The 18076-nt window shown below is 39.8% G+C and carries 14 protein-coding genes and 1 riboswitch; of the genes, 1 reads left to right on the top strand and 13 read right to left on the bottom strand.

All coding sequences use genetic code 11. The features are described 5' to 3' along the window. Nucleotides 1–13: 13 nt before the first annotated feature. The 11 genes from hisB to IFO69_RS01795 form a co-directional block, all read right to left on the bottom strand. A complete protein-coding gene (hisB, locus tag IFO69_RS01845) occupies nucleotides 14–1111 on the bottom strand; it encodes a bifunctional histidinol-phosphatase/imidazoleglycerol-phosphate dehydratase HisB (RefSeq protein WP_192007426.1) in 1098 nt (365 codons plus the stop codon). Nucleotides 1112–1156: 45 nt separating this feature from the next. Next, the gene (gene hisC, locus IFO69_RS01840) at nucleotides 1157–2224 is read right to left on the bottom strand and encodes a histidinol-phosphate transaminase (RefSeq protein ID WP_192007424.1); all 1068 of its coding nucleotides are present in this window, start codon (nucleotides 2222–2224) and stop codon (nucleotides 1157–1159) included. Between the two features lies 1 nt (nucleotide 2225). Next, entirely contained in the window at nucleotides 2226–3518 is a 1293-nt protein-coding gene (gene hisD / locus IFO69_RS01835) for a histidinol dehydrogenase (RefSeq protein ID WP_192007422.1), read from the bottom strand. Between the two features lie 27 nt (nucleotides 3519–3545). Next, on the bottom strand, nucleotides 3546–4406 hold the full coding sequence (hisG, locus tag IFO69_RS01830; protein WP_192007420.1) for an ATP phosphoribosyltransferase: 861 nt from the start codon (nucleotides 4404–4406) through the stop codon (nucleotides 3546–3548). Nucleotides 4407–4683: 277 nt separating this feature from the next. Beyond that, nucleotides 4684–5925: a glutamyl-tRNA reductase gene (gene hemA, locus IFO69_RS01825; protein ID WP_192007418.1), complete on the bottom strand. Its 1242-nt coding sequence runs from the start codon at nucleotides 5923–5925 to the stop codon at nucleotides 4684–4686. A gap of 330 nt (nucleotides 5926–6255) precedes the next feature. After that, nucleotides 6256–6612, bottom strand: a complete 357-nt coding sequence (locus IFO69_RS01820) for a translation initiation factor (RefSeq protein ID WP_192007416.1) — start codon at nucleotides 6610–6612, stop codon at nucleotides 6256–6258. A 3-nt stretch (nucleotides 6613–6615) separates the two neighbouring features. Next, nucleotides 6616–7464 carry a universal stress protein gene (locus IFO69_RS01815; protein WP_192007414.1) on the bottom strand — a complete coding sequence of 283 codons (849 nt, stop codon included), beginning with the start codon at nucleotides 7462–7464 and terminating at the stop codon, nucleotides 6616–6618. Nucleotides 7465–7593: 129 nt separating this feature from the next. Then, nucleotides 7594–8508 (bottom strand): 1,4-dihydroxy-2-naphthoate polyprenyltransferase, encoded by a 915-nt coding sequence (locus IFO69_RS01810; RefSeq protein ID WP_192007412.1) that lies wholly within the window; start codon nucleotides 8506–8508, stop codon nucleotides 7594–7596. 65 nt (nucleotides 8509–8573) lie between these two features. Further along, nucleotides 8574–9176: a glutathione peroxidase gene (locus tag IFO69_RS01805; RefSeq protein WP_192007410.1), complete on the bottom strand. Its 603-nt coding sequence runs from the start codon at nucleotides 9174–9176 to the stop codon at nucleotides 8574–8576. A 44-nt stretch (nucleotides 9177–9220) separates the two neighbouring features. Beyond that, a complete protein-coding gene (gene argS / locus IFO69_RS01800; RefSeq protein WP_192007408.1) occupies nucleotides 9221–11011 on the bottom strand; it encodes an arginine--tRNA ligase in 1791 nt (596 codons plus the stop codon). A gap of 12 nt (nucleotides 11012–11023) precedes the next feature. After that, a complete protein-coding gene (locus tag IFO69_RS01795; RefSeq protein WP_192007406.1) occupies nucleotides 11024–11974 on the bottom strand; it encodes an arginase in 951 nt (316 codons plus the stop codon). Nucleotides 11975–12559: 585 nt separating this feature from the next. Next, nucleotides 12560–12671, top strand: a riboswitch (SAM riboswitch). Between the two features lie 117 nt (nucleotides 12672–12788). Here IFO69_RS01795 and IFO69_RS01790 point away from each other — a divergent pair. After that, nucleotides 12789–13280 (top strand): hypothetical protein, encoded by a 492-nt coding sequence (locus tag IFO69_RS01790; RefSeq protein WP_192007404.1) that lies wholly within the window; start codon nucleotides 12789–12791, stop codon nucleotides 13278–13280. 84 nt (nucleotides 13281–13364) lie between these two features. On the opposite strand, the gene IFO69_RS01785 is transcribed toward IFO69_RS01790, so the two are convergent. After that, a complete protein-coding gene (locus tag IFO69_RS01785) occupies nucleotides 13365–14825 on the bottom strand; it encodes a TolC family protein (protein ID WP_192007401.1) in 1461 nt (486 codons plus the stop codon). After that, the gene (locus IFO69_RS01780) at nucleotides 14822–18004 is read right to left on the bottom strand and encodes an efflux RND transporter permease subunit (protein WP_192007399.1); all 3183 of its coding nucleotides are present in this window, start codon (nucleotides 18002–18004) and stop codon (nucleotides 14822–14824) included. The genes IFO69_RS01785 and IFO69_RS01780 overlap by 4 nt, the downstream gene beginning before the upstream one ends. Nucleotides 18005–18076 lie beyond the last annotated feature (72 nt).

Here is an 18076-nt window from a genome sequence, read left to right as displayed (position 1 = left end):
AATAAGGATGTTTTTATAAGACTCCTTTGGTACTTGGTAGTTGATTGAGTGCCGCAATATCCCTCTTTACAGCCATCTTGATTGCCCTTGCCAAGCCTTTGAAAATAGCTTCTATTTTATGGTGTTCATTGTTGCCTTCTGCCTTAATATTCAAGTTGCACTTGGAAGTGTCGCTAAAAGATTTGAAGAAATGATAGAACATTTCTGTAGGCATGTCACCGATTTTTTCACGGTTAAATTCAGCTTCCCACATCATCCATGGCCTACCTCCAAAATCAATGGCCACTTGCGCCAATACATCGTCCATCGGTAAAAGGAAGCCATATCGGTAGATGCCTTTTTTGTCCCCTAATGCCTTAAGGTAGGCTTCTCCAAGGGCCAAAGCAGTATCCTCAATAGTGTGGTGCTCATCAATATGCAAGTCACCTTTCACCTTAATGGTTAAGTCTGTTCCACCATGTTTGCCCAACTGCTCCAGCATATGGTCAAAGAATGGCAAGCCCGTGTCAATGTCACATTTACCGGAACCATCTAAATTCACCTCGATGCTGATTTGGGTTTCAGAAGTGCTGCGTTCTACTGATGCTTTACGTGCTGGAAGCCTTAAGAATTCATAAATTTCATCCCAAGAAGTAGTTGAAAGAGCCGCTCCTTCTGCGACTTCTTCTCCGATGAAGATAGCTTTGGAACCTAGGTTTTTGGCCAATTGTATATCCGTTTTTCTATCACCGATTACAAAGGAATTGGCCAAGTCATAAGCCCCTTCCATGTAGGTTGTTAGTAGCCCGGTCCTTGGCTTTCTTGTTGGGGCATTTTCATGCTCAAAAGTTTTATCAATATGGATGGCAGAAAAGATTACGCCTTCCTGCTCCAGTGTTTTGAGCATTTTAAACTGTGCAGGCCAGAAGGTATCTTCAGGAAAAGAGTCAGTGCCTAGCCCATCTTGGTTGGTGACCATGACCAGCTCATAATCTGTTTCTTCTGCAATTTTTCTCAGGTTTGAGATAGCTTTTGGGTAGAATTCCAGTTTTTCCAGGCTGTCTACTTGAAAATCAACTGGTGGCTCTTTGATGATGGTGCCATCTCTATCTATAAAGAGTACTTTTTTCATTGTTTTTATGGTTGTAATGACCTTTGGCCAATGGAATATTTGTGTTTAAGCAATGGTGAGATCAACAGGGCAATGTACAAGCGCTTGAATCAATCGGTCATTTTCTTCTCTTGTACCGACAGATATTCTCAAACATTCTTCACACAGTGTCACTTTGGACCTGTCCCTCACAATGATTTGGTTTTCGATCAGGTAGTCATAAGTTCTTTTGGCCGCTGGAACTTCTACTAGTAAGAAGTTAGCATGAGTTGGGTGGATTTTCTTGATCAGATCCATCTTTTCAAACGCTTCCTGCAAGTAGACTCTTTCAGCCATGATTTCATCTACCATTTTGGTCATTCTGCTGGTATCGCTTATGGCTGCCAAAACAGTTTCTTGGGTAAGACCGCTGATATTGTAAGGTGGTTTGATCTTATTGAGAATCTTGATAATCTCAATCGAAGCAAATGCCATCCCAAGCCTTAAGGAAGCCAGTCCCCATGCTTTGGAGAAAGTTTGCATGACCAAAAGATTAGAATAATTGGACAGTTCGGTTGTGAAACTTGGCTCATCACTGAAGTCAATGTACGCCTCATCCACGACGATCAGTCCATCGAAACCTTCTATTACCTTTATAATATCCTGCCTATTGACTTTATTTCCACTTGGATTATTTGGAGAGCAGATGAAAATGATTTTGGTATTTTCATCAACTTCATCAAGAATAGCATCAGGCTTAAGTTGAAAATCTGAAGTCAAATTGACTCGCTTAGTAGCGATATCATTTACATCCGCACTGACTTCATACATGCCGTAGGTCGGAGGCAAAATGATAATGTTGTCTTTGCCCGGTCTACAAAATGCCCTCATCAATAAATCTATGGCTTCATCGCTGCCATTTCCCAAGAAAATCTGATCAGATGAAACGCCTTTGATTTCACTGATTTTACTTTTTAATGCCTGCTGATAAGGGTCTGGATACCTGTTATGGTCATCCTTGGTAATTGACCCAAATGGGTTTTCATTGGCATCTAGGAATACGCCTTCTTTTCCAGAATATTCATCCCTGGCAGAAGAATAAGGCTTCAGTTGCAAAATGTGAGGCCTCAAAAGTTTATTTAAATCAAAAGCCATTTTATTGATTGTCTTCTAGGTATTTTAAGCGAATAGAAACTGCGTTTTTATGCGCATCTAGCATTTCATTTCCTGCCAGCACTTCTATAGTGGGACCCAGGTTTTGGATGCCGGTTTTGGTGATTTTTTGATAGGTTATTTTCTTCACAAAGCTATCCAAAGATACGCCACTGTAGTTTTTGGCGAAACCATAAGTAGGTAAAGTATGGTTGGTTCCCGAAGCATAATCACCTGCTGATTCAGGGGTAAAGTTTCCGATAAACACTGACCCGGCATTGATGATTTGAGCCACCACCTCTTCATCATTTTCCACATTGATGATCAAGTGCTCAGGAGCATATTCGTTGATTAGAGAAATGGCTTTGTCCTGATTGCCCATAACCACAGCAATGCTATTTTCCAAAGCTTTTTTGGCTATGGCCTTTCTGGGAAGCTTTTCAAGTTGATTTTCTACTTCTTTCAATGTCTTTTCAGCAACCTTGCTAGAACTTGCCACAAGAATCACTTGACTGTCAATGCCATGCTCAGCTTGGGATAATAGATCCGACGCAACGAAAGCAGGAATAGCCGTTTCATCTGCATAAACCAATACTTCTGATGGGCCTGCAGGCATGTCTATGGCGATACCTTTTTTAGTGGCCAATTGTTTGGCAGCAGTAACATATTGGTTACCTGGCCCGAAAATTTTGGCCACTTGTGGAACGCTTTCTGTGCCATACGTCATGGCAGCAATAGCTTGTGCACCACCAACTTTGACTATCTTATCAATACCAATTAAGTCAGCTGTGTAAAGTATGGCTGGATGGATTTTACCTTCTTTGTTAGGAGGTGTGCAAAGTACAATTTCTTCACAGCCAGCTAAATTGGCAGGTACACCAAGCATAAGGACGGTCGAAAATAGGGGGGCTGTTCCTCCAGGGATATATAACCCGACTTTTTGGATGGGCACACTTCTTCGCATGCAAGTAACTCCTTCCATGACTTCCATGGTTAGGTCAGGTGTGGCTTGGGCCTTATGGAATTTCTCGATATTATCTTTGGCCAATAAGATTGCATCCTTAAGTTTTTGATCTACTTGTTCGTATGACTCATTGACTTCTTCTCGGCTAACAAGAAGTTCTTTTATTTCTACATGATCATATTCCAATGCGAATTTTTTCAAAGCTTTGTCTCCTTGACGATTAACTTTACGCATAATCGGCTTGACAATCTTTTGAATTTCCTTCATTTTCTGAACCGGTCTGGCCAGTTCTTTTTTCCATTCGCTTTTGCTTGGGTTAGTTATGACTCTCATCAGTGTTTGTTTTGAGAATGATTCAAATTAAAGCACCATCTTTTCGATAGGAACGACCAATATACCTTCTGCACCCGCAGACCTTAGTTCTTCAATGTTCTCCCAAAAAAGATCCTCGCTTAAGACTGAATGAACAGAAGACCAGCCTTCTTCAGCTAATGGCAGTATAGTGGGGCTTCTCATGCCGGGAATGAGGGAAATGATTTTATCCAAGGATTCATTCGGGGCATTAAGCAAAACATATTTGTTGCTTTTCCCTGTTTGTACGGCATTGATGCGGAAAAGAAGCTTTTCCACGATGGCCATCTTTTCATCATTTAACCCCTTGTGGCTGATCAAGACGGCCTCAGATTTGAAAATTTCTTCTACTTCTTTTAACCCATTCATCATTAGGGTAGAGCCTGAGCTGACAATATCGCAAATGCCTTCCGCGAGTCCAATGCTTGGAGCTATTTCCACTGACCCACTGATTTCGTGGATTTCAGCGTTGACTTTGTTCTTTTTTAAGTAGTCACCTAGGATTTTTGTATAGGAAGTCGCAATGTTTTTACCTTCAAAATAAGAAAGTCCTGGGTAATCCTGGCTTTTGGGAATGGCCAATGATAAGCGGCATTTCGAAAAACCAAGCTTTTTTAGAACATCAACACTTTTGTCCTTCTCTACCAGTTCATTTTCACCAACAATACCTAGGTCTGCCACTCCATCCGCTACATAGCCTGGGATATCATCGTCTCTGAGGTACAAAAATTCAATGGGGAAATTGGTGGAGGTGGATTTTAACTTTCCAGTACCATTATAGAATTTAATGCCACATTCTTTGATGAGGCGCAATGAGTCTTCACTTAATCGGCCGCTTTTCTGGACGGCTATACGAATAATGTTTTCCATGAAATAAAGATACAAATATGAACAGTTCTTTTAGAAATTCTTTGAATCAATCGGGCTGTACAAATAATTATCGCGCAGCCTCTGGGGCGATATGTAAATAGTATTCCTCCTTAAGAGGAATGATGGAAATGATGAACAGTCACAGTATGTTTTACTGCAAAAAGTAAATGGGAAAGGATATATTTTTGATTGCTGCTCATGATATGGTCACAAAATTAAGCAGCTATCGTTATTATCCAAAAAATCGAAATGATTTTTGATTAAAATTAATAATTCCTTAAAGAAATGTTTGTGTAATCATGGAATTGTAAAGTTGGCGTTCTTCTTCATTTTGAAGGGACTTTATATTGACTACAGCTTTTTTGATGATTTTCTGAATCATGGCATCCATGATCTTATCATAATCAACGTCAACGTTGGGCTGTCCTTGTTTCTGAAACCTGTCGATTTCTTCCATTTTAATAGAATGGAGAGCTGTTTTCATGGACCTGATGACCTCAAGGTTTTTGTTGTCCTGTTTCCAATGAAAGAATTCATCCATATGTTGAAGCAAGATACTTTCAACATCTGAAATACAGGCCAACTTTTGTTCAATGGTTTGCTGGGTTACCTGACCAATGTCGTCCATGTCAAACAGGGTTATGCCTGGTAAATCAGTAACTATAGGACTAATGCTTCTAGGCATGGATATATCTACCAAAACTTTAAAAGTGTGGATTGGAGAGGAGAAGTGACCAGCTGAAATCAAAGGATTTTGAACACTTGGCGTTGAAATAATGATGTCATAGCTTTCTATTAAGCTATCCAACTGCTCAAGTGATCGATAAGTTATTTGGGTTTTGTTCTTTCTGTTGAAAAGGGAAATTTTGTTTTCTGTTCTGTTGAAAACAGTGAGTTGTTGATTGCCTCTGGAAAGTAAGTGCCTGGTGACATTTTGTCCCATATCTCCAAAACCTATAATAGCAATTTTTGGGTCCTTAAGCATTTTTTGGTATTCAGAGATCATATCAACAGCCGCATAAGGTGCAGAACTGATTCCTGATCTAAAGCCTGTTTGGGAAGCTATTTTTTTATTGGCACTAAAAACCACATGCATCAACCTATGGATATAAGTTCCGGCTGTTTTCTGTTTTTGTGCAAACTGATAGGCCGTTTTGATTTGTGAAATGATCTGTGCATCTCCCAAAATTTGCGATTCTAACCCTGAAGAAACCCTGAAAAAGTAATTTAGAACCTCCTGTTCATCTGTAAGGTGTCTGAAGGAATTTATTGCCAATTCCAATTCTTGGTGCTTGATTTTACAGATCAATTCTAAGATTTGTTGTTTCTGGTCATTTTCTGCTACATAAAGTATCTCTGTTCGATTACAAGTTGAGAGAACGAGCGATTCCTCTGTGGGGGAGAGGGATTTTATTAAATGGAGCACTTCTAATACTTCTTCAGTATTAAGCGCAAAATGCTCTCTTTTACCAATTTCAGTGGTTTTATGGGTTAAGCTTAAAAGTCTGAATTGAATCATAATGCCTCTTTCATTGAATACGCTGATAATATAGCTTAAGTCAATTTTTTTGGTTGTTTGATATTATTTACGGAGGCGTCAGAAGCTTTGGATTATCTGAAAATTTATTAGGCCTTATTTAAAATCATTACAAATAAAAAACATAGGAATAAAGAAAAAAATCTAAAAGCCTAAATCCAGATTGAGTTTTTACTTCGTAAATATTTCTGAATGTGAGATAGTTTGAGTGGCTCAAAAGTTAATGCAATCCATGGATTGTAGTGAAATTAGTTTGTGGTTCAATTTTTTAATTTAAAAAGGAGCGGTTTTTTAAACCACTCCTTTTTCATTTCAACCTCCTGATTTCTTGGCTTTATAATTTTGTTGTTGTAAGATTTCCAGAACTTTGTCCCGATGGTCGCCTTGGATTAGGATTTCCCCGTCTTTGGCACTTCCACCTACACCACATTTACTTTTAAGAAGTTTCCCTAGGTTCTTTAGGTCTTCTTCTGAACCGATAAATCCCGCAATGAGCGTAACTTGTTTTCCCCCACGGGCCTTTTTATCCAGCATTACTTTTAGGCTTTGCTGCTGAGGAGGAAGTGTTTCCAGGTCTTCCCCTCCAAATTCATCGTAGTCAAAATTGTCGTTGGTGGAGTAAACCACTCCATCTCTTTTTTTCCAGTCGTTGTTTTTCTTTTTGCTCATGCTTTATTTTATTTTCATCGTCCATACCGGTCTTTTGGAATGGTTGACCACATCTTCTGCAATGCTTCCGCTCAACAGGTGCATAAAGCCCGTCCTGCCATGGGTGGCCATGGCGATCATGTCAATATTGTTATCTTCGGCATATTGGATGATACCATCTTCCTCCGAGTCACAATTATAGATTTCAAATGTAACATGGTCAAGCTGGTGCTCTGCAATAAATCCTTTGATTTTAGCCTTGCTATCTCTTGAGTTTTCAAAGGAGTTGGGTGTATTTACCTTGATCAAATGTAATTCGGCACCTAAGGATTCCTGTAGGGTTTTCAGAGGTTTAATGATTTCTCCATTATCTTCGGTAAAGTCGCTGGCCAAGATTATTGACTTGATATCGGAAGGAAGTACACGTCCTTTGATAGTAATGACAGGACATTTGGCATGTCGCACTACTTTTTCAGTATTGGAACCAATTAGTAATTCTTCCAAGCCACTGGATCCTTTGGATCCCATGATAATAATATCTGCTTTGATTTCAGAGACTTCATTGCTGATTCCCGCATAGGGATTGCCGAAAACCATTTTTGTACTGAATTTGTAGGGTAGGTTTTGGTGTTTTTCTTTTATTTCAGCAATCTGTTTTTTCCTCTTTTCTACTAATTCTACAATGAAGATGTTGTTGATTTCTTCGCCGCCCAGTCCCACTTCACCAGTGGTATTGAAATTTTGGGCAGTGGGAATTTCAATCACATGAAGCAGTTTTAAGTTTCCATGCACAATGGTTGCCAACCCTTTGGCAAATTCAAGAGCATTCTCTGCTTCTTCAGAAAAATCGAATGGAACTAAGATGGTTTTCATAGTTGCTTTAATTATGGTTTAGTGTTGAATACACATAAAATACGAAAAACAAGGAGTTTAAACTAAAATCATTACCCCTTATTTGTTCACATAACCTAACTAGCAAGAATTAGTCTAAAAAGAGAATTTCTAGGAAAAAATCACCACGCCCAAGCCAAAAGCCAATACCCAGAATAGGGTGGATATGGCCATTTTTTTTAAATATGGATCCAGTTCCCTTGAGCTTGTTTTTTTACCCAGTTGAACGGCGATATTGAACATTAAAGGAGAAATGAGCAAAGCCAACAAGCCTCCAGGGGCATTCTCAATCCATGCAAACAAAGCCACTGAAATGTTCCCTAAAATCACCAATACCCAGTTATAACCCACGGCAGCTTTTCTTCCAATCCTTACAGGAATTGATTTTTTACCAGCTTTTTTATCGGACTCAATGTCTCTGATATTGTTGATATTCAATACCGATGCACTGAAAAATCCCAATGAGACGGCAGGGAGTAAAAGGCTTGTAGAAAAACTGAGTGTATGTAGGAAGTAGGTTCCCAATACACCAACTAACCCAAAAAACATAAAAACTGAAATGTCCCCGAAACCCATATAACCATATGGGTTGGAACCTGAGGTATAATTGACAGCCGCAAAAATGGATAATAAGCCAATACCAATAAATGTGAAAAAAACGATCCAGCTGTCCAGTGAAACATATAGCAGCCCTATTCCACTGATGAAAGAAAGCACACCAAAAAGAATCATGGCGTTTTTCATTTCATGCGGTTGAATGATGCCTGATTGAACAGCTCTGATTGGACCTTCCCGATCATCACTGTCAGCCCCATGCACGCTATCTCCATAATCATTGGCGAGATTAGAAAGGATTTGTAAAAGGGTGGTGGTAAGTGCAGCTAAAGTAAACACTTCCCATTTGAATAAGCCATGTGACCAAGCAATAAAGCTGGCCATAAGGATGCTGGCAAGTGCCAAAGGAAGCGTTCTTAATCTGATGGCATGTAGCCATGCTTGTTTTTTATTGGAAAGCGTGATGTCCACTACTGAAATTGGGTATGTAAAACAGCAGTCTTCAATATAAAAAAACTGCTGTTATGGTTTTTTAATTAAGCTTCGATCAATTTGATGATTTCGTCATCCATTGGGTTGACAGATGATTGGAAGAAATGCTTCAGCTCGCCATTTTCATCAATGAAATATTTACAGAAATTCCAAGTAGGTTCTTGGTCATTCCAACCATTAAGGGATTTGTCAGACAGCCATCGGTAAAGAGGGTGCTTGTCCACTCCTTTTACAGAGATTTTTTCAAACATCGGGAAGGTCACACCGTAATTACTGGTACAAAACTTTTTGATGTCATCATTGGTGCCAGGTTCTTGTTCGCCGAAGTTATTGGCAGGAAACCCCAAAATGGTGACTTTATCTCCATATTCTTCATTCAGCTTTTGAAGGTCTTCATACTGTGGCGTGTACCCACACTTGGATGCGACATTCACCACAAGGAGTTTTTTGCCTTTGAATTTACTAAAATCGACCTCATTTCCATCAATGTCTGTCATGGTGAAATCATAAAAAGATTTTTCCATCTCGCTGCTTTCTTGATTGATATTATTAGTTGCTACCATTGCACTTTCTTCAGAAGAAGTCTTGCTGGCACTTTCACAAGCAACAACTGCTAAGGCAGCAAGGATTATCATGATTTTTTTCATAAGTCTATAATTTGGTCGTAGTGTTTAAACGAGACAAAGTTTTTTTACATTCTTTCAGGTACTTTTATACCTAATAACTTCATTCCAGACTTTAAAGTTTTTGCAACTTGCGCACTAAGTGCTACACGGAAGCTTCGAACCTTCTCATTCTCTTCACTAAAGATAGGAAGTTCTGCATAAAAGCGGTTATACTCTTTGGCCAAATCGAACATGTATTGTGCTATGACAGAAGGGGATAGTTCTTCGCCAGCTTGGGCAATCTTCTTTTCAAAATTGTTCAAGAGGATAATCAGTTCTTTTTCTCCTTCTTCAATATGGGACAGCCCATCAAAACCTTCTGCTGTATAATTTACGCCAATCTGGTCTGCTTTTCTTAAAATAGAAGCAATTCTGGCATGTGAGTATTGAATGAAAGGTCCTGTGTTACCTTGGAATTCTATGGACTCTTGAGGGTTGAAAAGCATTCTCTTTTTAGGATCAACCTTGAGCAGGAAATATTTAAGGGCTCCTAACCCAAGCATTTCATAGAGTTCTTTGGCTTGTTCTTCAGAAAAACCATCAATCTTACCCAACTCCTTGGTGTGACTTGCAGCAGTATCAATCATTTCCTGCATCAGGTCATCCGCATCCACCACTGTTCCTTCACGGGATTTCATTTTTCCGGTAGGTAAGTCCACCATTCCATAGCTTAGGTGGAAAAGTCCTTGGCCGTATGGTCTGCCCAGCTTTCTCATGATTTTGAACAATACATCAAAGTGATAATCCTGCTCATTTCCCACTACATAGACTGATTGGTTGATTTTGAAATCTTCATATTTCAGGTCAGCCGTTCCCATGTCTTGGGTGATGTAAACAGAAGTGCCATCACCGCGCAATACCAGTTTTTCGTCTAATCCTTCTGCTGTAAGGTCTGCCCAAACAGAACCATTGTCTTTTTTGAAGAACACTCCTTTTTCGAGTCCTTCTTCTACAATGTTTTTACCCAATAGGTAAGTGTCTGACTCATAATAATATTTGTCAAAACTCACTCCCATTTTAGTATAGGTAGCATCGAAGCCTTCATATACCCAGCTGTTCATGGTTTTCCATAAAGTCACCGTTTCCTCATCACCAGCTTCCCACTTTCTGAGCATTTCTTGGGCTTCCAGCATAAGAGGGGCTTGCTTTTTAGCATCTTCTTCTGATAGGCCTTTTTCTACAAGTTCATTGATTTCTTTCTTAAAGGCCTTGTCGAATAGCACATAGTATTTACCTGCCAAATGATCGCCTTTAAGTCCTCCAGATTCTGGAGTTTCTCCTTCTCCGAAGTGCTGATAGGCTACCATGGATTTACAGATATGGATTCCCCTGTCATTGACCAAGTTGGCTTTGATGACTTCATAGCCATTTGCAGACAGGATTTCTGATACAGCAAACCCAAGGAAGTTATTTCTCAAGTGCCCCAAGTGAAGCGGCTTGTTGGTATTGGGAGAGCTAAACTCTACCATTACTTTTTGGTCTTTGGGAGGTAGTTGGCCAAGGTTTTCCTTTTGAAATAAATTTTGGAAAACGGATAACCATGATTCTTCATTGACCGAAATGTTCAAGAAGCCTTTTACCACATTGAAGCCACTCACCACAGCACAGTGATCGACCAAGTATTGGCCGATTTTCTCTCCGCTATCCTCTGGCTTCATCCTGGTTACCTTAAGGAATGGAAATAGTACAAAAGTATAGTTGCCTTCAAATTCCTTGCGAGTGGGTTGTAATGTAAGGCTGTCAGCAGCTACTTGGTGATTAAAAGTTTTATCAAATGCCTCGCTGATGGCATTGAGTATTTGTTCTTGAATGGTCATTCTATTTGTTTTTTAAAAGTTGCTTACCAGTGATTCCGTAGTGGTTTCGAGAATTTCAAAGGCGTTTTTGGCCATAATGTTTTCATTGTCCAAAGTCGGATTGACTTCCACGATTTCCCAGCAGCAAACTCTCTTATCTTTTATAAGTTCTTTGTTCAAATTGATAGCTTCCTCAACGGTCAGACCATCAGGAACAGGTGTGCCTGTCCCCATGGAAATGGCGCTGTCCATGCTGTCGACATCAAAAGAGATGTAAATTTGATCACAATTTCTCAAGATGTCCAATGCCTCATGAGAAATTTTTTCAATCCCTTTCTCCCTTACTTCGCTAGTCTTGAAGTTTTTGATTCCATGTTTCTCGATCAATAAATCTTCAGGTTCTTCAGTATCTCGTACTGCTATATAGACAATGTCTTCAGCTTTGATTTTAGGGAAGTCACCACCAATCTTTTTTATTTTTTCCCAGTATTCAAATTCCTCATCAGACAAATCATGCTGCTTACAAGAGAGATTATCTTCCTGTAGACACATGCCTAATGGCATTCCGTGCATATTTCCGGAGGGACTGGTATAAGGACTATGTACATCTGCATGCGCATCAATCCAAATCACTCCAAGGCGTTTTTCAGGAGCAGCAGCCTTGATGCCCATAATACTTCCTGCAGCAGTGGAATGGTCTCCAGCTAAAATAATTGGGAACTTCTTTTCCAACCGTAGCGCCTTTACGGTATCATGGACATTATTGATTACCTCAAATACTCCATCAATGTATTTGGCATGAGGGAAATTATTGTTTTTCCATAAATAATTATTGGCATCTTGGACATTGATAGGTTCAAACCGGGTAAAGAAGTCTGATTTTTTTCCTAGGCTGGCTATTTTAAGAGCGTCTACTCCTAAACTAGCTCCTCTAGTTCCTGCAGCCAGCTCTGACCTTACTTCAACAAGCTTGATGTTTCTCATAGTCGATTAAATAATCTCTAGTTTATTTGGGTGTTTGATTCTATCCTTAGGTGAAAATTGATGTGACAAAAGTAGTTAAAAATGTGCAAATATGGGAGTCTGCTTTGAGATGGTAAAAATAGGTTTTCTTTAATAAGTTTTAATAGCTTGACGTTGACGTTTAAATAGATATATCAACTATGAAATCAAGAAGGTGATCTAATTAGGAAGAGTTTTTTGTTTATGTATATCCGCAATTTTACCAGTAAGGATTAAAATCGAGTAGAAGCTACCCTTTTGATTAAAGTATTGACCGCTTCGGTCTTCAGACTTCAGTTCTACCTGGCAGTTAGACAGGCTTCCGACCACTTGAGCAAAGGAGGTATGGTAACAGGCATCATAGGGGATAATCAGATTTTTGTTTATCAATCATAATTAGTAATAAGTGAAAAAAGTGCCTTTTGGGATAGTATAGGAGTTTTTTTAAAAGGGAAGAAAATATTTTGAAAATAATTCCCTACAAAATCTATAGGGATATTAGTTTTTATAATAAAATGTATTACCTTTGAAAAAGTTATTAGTGAAAAGCCAAGTCGGTAAGTAGCTAATTTATAAAGAATAGGGGAGAGAACAGGCTCATAGAACCTATAGCAACCTATCCCTCGTGAAGAGAAAAGGTGCTAAATCCTGCCTAAATCAATTAAAGGACCTATAAATTATGAAAACCATGGGAACACAGCGAATGCAGGACTTACTGGGCAAAACTTCATCAAACTGTTGCTGATTATCAGGCACAGTAATTCAAAAAACTAATAACTTCAAAAAATAAGAAATCATGACAGCAACAGCTTCAAATTATAATACTTCAAGTCTAAACGGTAACACTTTCACTTTTCAATCTGTTATTCGAAATTTAAATCAGGATAATGGGGCAATAAGTGCCTTCGAATGGTTAAATGAACATGAATCTGTTCAGGTAGAAGGTTCGGCAGATTTTAACTTTGGGAACTTTCCTGGTTCCAACAAAAGCTTTCAGGCCATCTATTTTAGTTTAAAAGGTGACTTGGTCGATCATTATGCATTCTTTAGAGGCATTGTTTTGGCTGGTCAACCTAAAGAAGTTTTCTTGGAAAATATTCATGATAAAAGAAGTTTTACCTTGAAGTTCTATAAAAGGAATGAAGAGGTAGCTAAGGAATACTTAGAGAAAATCTTTAAAATCGTAAACCAAGAAATCAGGTTTAAGCAAGTTTTAAGAAAAGTGCTGATTAATGAAAAGAAGCACCGATTAGAAGAAAAGTTGCTCTTCAATGAGTTAAGTTATTGAATACAACAATAAACCATACTAATGACCATAAAAATGCCCCGTAATAATTTACGGGGCATTATTTTTTTCGTTGAAATGTCTTTATTATTTCCATCCACCACCGAGACTCCTGTACAGTTCAATGTTGGCTATGGCCAGTTGCATTTTTAGTCTTACCAGCTCCATTTGGTTTTCTAAAGCATCTTCTTGGGCATTGATGATTTCAAGATAGTTGGCAAATCCGCTTTGAAACAGTAGGAAGGCATCTTTTACTCCTTTGTTGGTAACTTTGAGTCTTTCAGCGGAAATATCATGCGCTTCCTGAAGCTTTTCTATAGTTACCAAGGCATTGGAAACTTCCCCAACGGCACCGATAATTTTATCTTTGAAATCCAATTGAGCTATTTCCCTTTCATTGATAGCGATCAGGTGGTTGGTTTTTAACTTTCTGTTTTGAAAGATAGGCTGGAAAAGGGCACCGTTCACGATAGCAAAACCTGCTCCAAGTGGGTCAAGGAAATGTTGGATTTGGTAAGAATTCAATCCGATTCCACCGCTAATGGTCAAGGAAGGGTATTTCATGGCTTCTGTGATTCCAACCCTTGCATTGCTGATGATCAGGTTATACTCAGATGCTGCAATATCCGGTCGGTTTTGGATTAGTTCCACAGGAACACCAGTTTGATAGGCGCTGTCAAATGTTACGTCTTCCAAGTGGTGGGTGAGCTTTACCTCTTGAGGTGATCTTCCCAAAAGCTGATTTAGCTTGGTTTCTTGAATGGCATAAGCTTTTTCCAGATCAGGGATCAGTGCTTTTGAACGAAGCATCTGGGATTTGGTCTGTTGGACCGCTAGAGAAGTAGTTTCTCCAGCATCATATTGCAGGTTGACGATTCTAAGGGTATTTTTGCTTAGCTCATAATTTCTTTTGGAAACTGTAAGTTGAGATTTGAGCATCAGCATATTCAAATAAGTAGAAGCAATTTCAGAGACCAAAGCAGTTTGGACTGCTTTTTTAAATTCCTGTGTTTTCATGAATTCTGCCTGTGCCGCTTCTTTTTGCCACCTAAACTTCCCCCATATATCAATCTCCCAACTTGCCTGAAGGGAAGAAACATATTCAAGTCTCTCCGTATACAGGGTCGTGGGAGGATTGTCTCCATGATTTCTTCTGGACCGGTTGGAGCCATAGTTATTATAATACTCTGAATAATATTCCCTGTTGTATTTAAAAGGAGATGCGCCTAAAGTAGGGAAGAAGTTGGCTTTGGATTGCTTAAGGTTTTGGTAACCAATCTCAATTTCCTTGGCCACTTTTTGCATGTCAAGATTATTGGACAAAGCTGTATCGATCAAACTCACCAATGTGGAGTCTTTGAAATAACTTTTCCAGTCTAGCGTGGCAATGTTTTTCTCTCCGGTCAAGACACTATCTCTGAGACTGTCTGCTCCATAGTATTCCTCCGGAAAATTCACCTCTGGTCTTTTATATGATTGTCCAACCTTGCAGCTTGCTACTGTAAGTAAAACCAAGCCAAGGGGAATTAATTTTCTAAAAACTTTCATAGTTCTTCTTGTTCAATGGTTTCAATACTGTACTTGTCCTGGATTCTTTGGAAGATATAGGCCAATACAGGGATAAAAATGACACCTAAAGATATTCCGAAAATCATACCGCCAGCAGTACCGATACTCACCGATTTGGTACCTTGGGCGGATGAACCCACAGAAAACATCAATGGAACCAAACCTGCTGTGAAAGCAAATGAAGTCATCAAGATGGGGCGAATTCTTAAGGCACATGCTTCAACAACAGCATCCTCCAGTTCGAGGCCTTCTCGTCTTTTTTGCGCAACAAACTCAACAATCAATATGGCGTTTTTGGCAAGTAAGCCTATCAGCATCACCAGTCCTACCTGAACATAAATGTTGTTGTCTATGCCGGCTAGGTTGATGAAAACAAAGACTCCTAAAATACCTGCCGGTAGGGAAAGGATTACTGCCATTGGTAACCAGAAGCTTTCGTATTGGGCTGCCAAGATGAAGTATATCAGGATGATACTGATGATAAATACCAATGTGGTGTTGGAACCTGACTTTTTCTCTTCCAAGCTCATACCTGTCCACTCAAAGCCTAAGTTTGCAGGAAGTTTGCTTTTCGTCAATTCCTCAATGACATCCATGACATCTCCAGTACTGTATCCTTTGGCAGGGGTAATATTAATTCTGGCTGCACTGTATAGGTTGTATCTAAAGACCGTTTCAGGTCCATAGGTTTCCTCTAGTTTCACAAATGTGTTGATGGGAACCATTTCTCCTTGGTCATTTTTTACCATGATGGAGTTGATCGCTTCTGGTGTTTCCCTATACTGGATGTCGGATTGCATATAAACCATATATTGACGGGTGAAACGGTTGAAATCTCCCACACGGGTTCTGCCAAAGTTGGACTGGATCGTGAACATCATGTCTTTCACGCTCACTCCCATAGCTTTGGCCTTCTCATAATCAATGTTGATTTTATATTGAGGGAAGTTAGGGTTATAGGAGGTAAAAGCTTTTTCAATCTGCTTTTGCTTGGTTAGCTCAGCGATAAATTCATTGATCAACAATCCAAATTCTCCATAATCACCGTCAGAGTAGTCTTGAAGGACAATTTGTACCCCATCAAAGTTACCAAAGCCCTGTACGGTTGGTCTGGGGTAAATATTGACCCGAGCTTCACTGAGAACGCTTAGTTTTTCTGATAGGCGTTTCACTACTTCATTTATTTCCTTATACTCGCCCCTTTCTCCGATCTCATGAAGTTTGATATAGCCTAAGCCTGTTGAAGAACTCTCTGAGTCATCGACAATATTATATCCAGAAACGGTGTTCACGCTGGCCACTGAAGTTTCCTGCTGCAGTAGCGAATCCGCTTGTTTCAATACTTGGTTGGTTCGGTGAAGTGATGAACCTTCAGGCATGGTCAAGGAGAAAATAAGGAAATTATCATCTTCTGTAGGGATAAAGCCTTTTGGAGTGACTGTAGCCAAAAAGAAGGTAAGTGCCGAAACCACCACTAATGCTCCAGTAGTCCACCATTTGTGGAGAATAACCCATTTGACTACTTGAAGGTATTTTTCGGTAAATTTATCAAAAGCACTGTCGAACTTACGGAGGCCCTTATCCCTAATATCAATTGCTTTTGAAGCAGCCCTAGAGTTGCGAATCCTCTCAATTAGCGGTATTCTTTTTTTCCTTTTTTCAGGATCCTTTTCTTTTAGAATTAGTGCACTCAGTACAGGTACCAGTGTTAAGGCATTTACAGCAGAAATCAAAACAGCGAAGATGATGGTGTAAGCAAATTCCTGATAAAAGACACCTACTGGGCCATCTAAGAATCCTACGGGTAAGAATACCGCAGCGATCACAATGGTGATTGAGATAATGGCACTGGTGATTTCAGACATGGCTGATACTACAGCTTGCTTAACCTTCATGCCTTCATCTTCCATTTTTTCATAAATGGCCTCAATGACCACAATGGCATCATCGACCACAATACCAATGGCAAGCACAATGGAGAACATACTCAGTACGTTCATCGTAGCTCCAATCATGTTGAGAAAGAAGAATGTACCGATAAGGGATACGGGAATGGAAATGGCTGTAATAATTGTGGCCCTAAAATTTTGCAGGAATATAAATACTACCAAAAATACCAATATAAATGCCTCTATTAGCGTTTTCTTGACATGGTGCATCGATTCGTCAATCTGGTCCCGCACACTGTAAGAAATTCTATAATTCATTCCTTCTGGAAAAGCTTTAGCCTGATCATCCAGTACCTTTCTTACTGCTTTGTCAATTTCTACCGCATTGGCACCCTGCTGCTGGACAATATCAATGGTTACGGCAGACATACCATCCAGTTTATTGTCGCTGGCATAATTGGAAGCACCGAACTCCAGCCTAGCCACGTCTTTTAAGCGGAGTTGTGTGCCATCATCTTCTGTTTTGATAACCAAGTTCTCATACTCATCGGGCTCACTGAACCTTCCACTGTGCTTCATCACGATTTCGAAAACCTCATCGGAGTTTTCCCCAAATTTCCCAGGAGCGGCCTCAAAACTTTGATCCCTTACTTGGTTATAAACTTCCCTCGGTGTAAGTCCATAAAGTGCCAGCTTTTCAGGGTTAAGCCAGATCCTCATGGCGTAATCCCTGGACCTAAGAATGGAGGCCTCCGCGATACCGCCAACTCTTTTTAGTTCACGCCTGATATTCATCCGGGTGTAGGCGTTGAGGAAGGTTTCATCATAAACACCATCGCTGTAAATCTGGATGGTCATTAGTGAGCCTTTAAGTCGCTTTAAAACCACAATCCCGGCTTCTCTGACTTCAGCAGGGATGGATTCCATTACCATGGAAATTCTATTTTGGATCTCGACAGCAGCGACATTGGGGTCAGTTCCGGGTTCAAAATAAACGGTGGAACGCCCTCGTCCAGAGTTGGTCGCGGTTGAGTTGATGTAGTTCATGTTCTCAGCCCCGTTGATGGCTTCCTCAAGGGGAAGAAGGACCGATTTGGCGACTGTTTCGGCATTGGCACCGGGATAGTACACCTGAACGCTGACACTTGGAGGAGCAATTTCAGGAAATCGCTCCACTGGAAGTAAAGAGATACTTCCTGCTCCAGCCAATATCAGTAGAATCGAAATTACCAAAGCCAATACAGGCCTGTTAATTATTTTCTTGATCATAGGTTAATGACTTTGTCCAATAAAAGAGTTAAAGACAGTAATTAGGGCTTGATATGGATATAGCTCATCCAA

Source organism: Echinicola arenosa (assembly GCF_014841125.1).
GTDB lineage: Bacteria > Bacteroidota > Bacteroidia > Cytophagales > Cyclobacteriaceae > Echinicola > Echinicola arenosa.
This window is presented reverse-complemented; position numbering and strand designations above follow the sequence as displayed.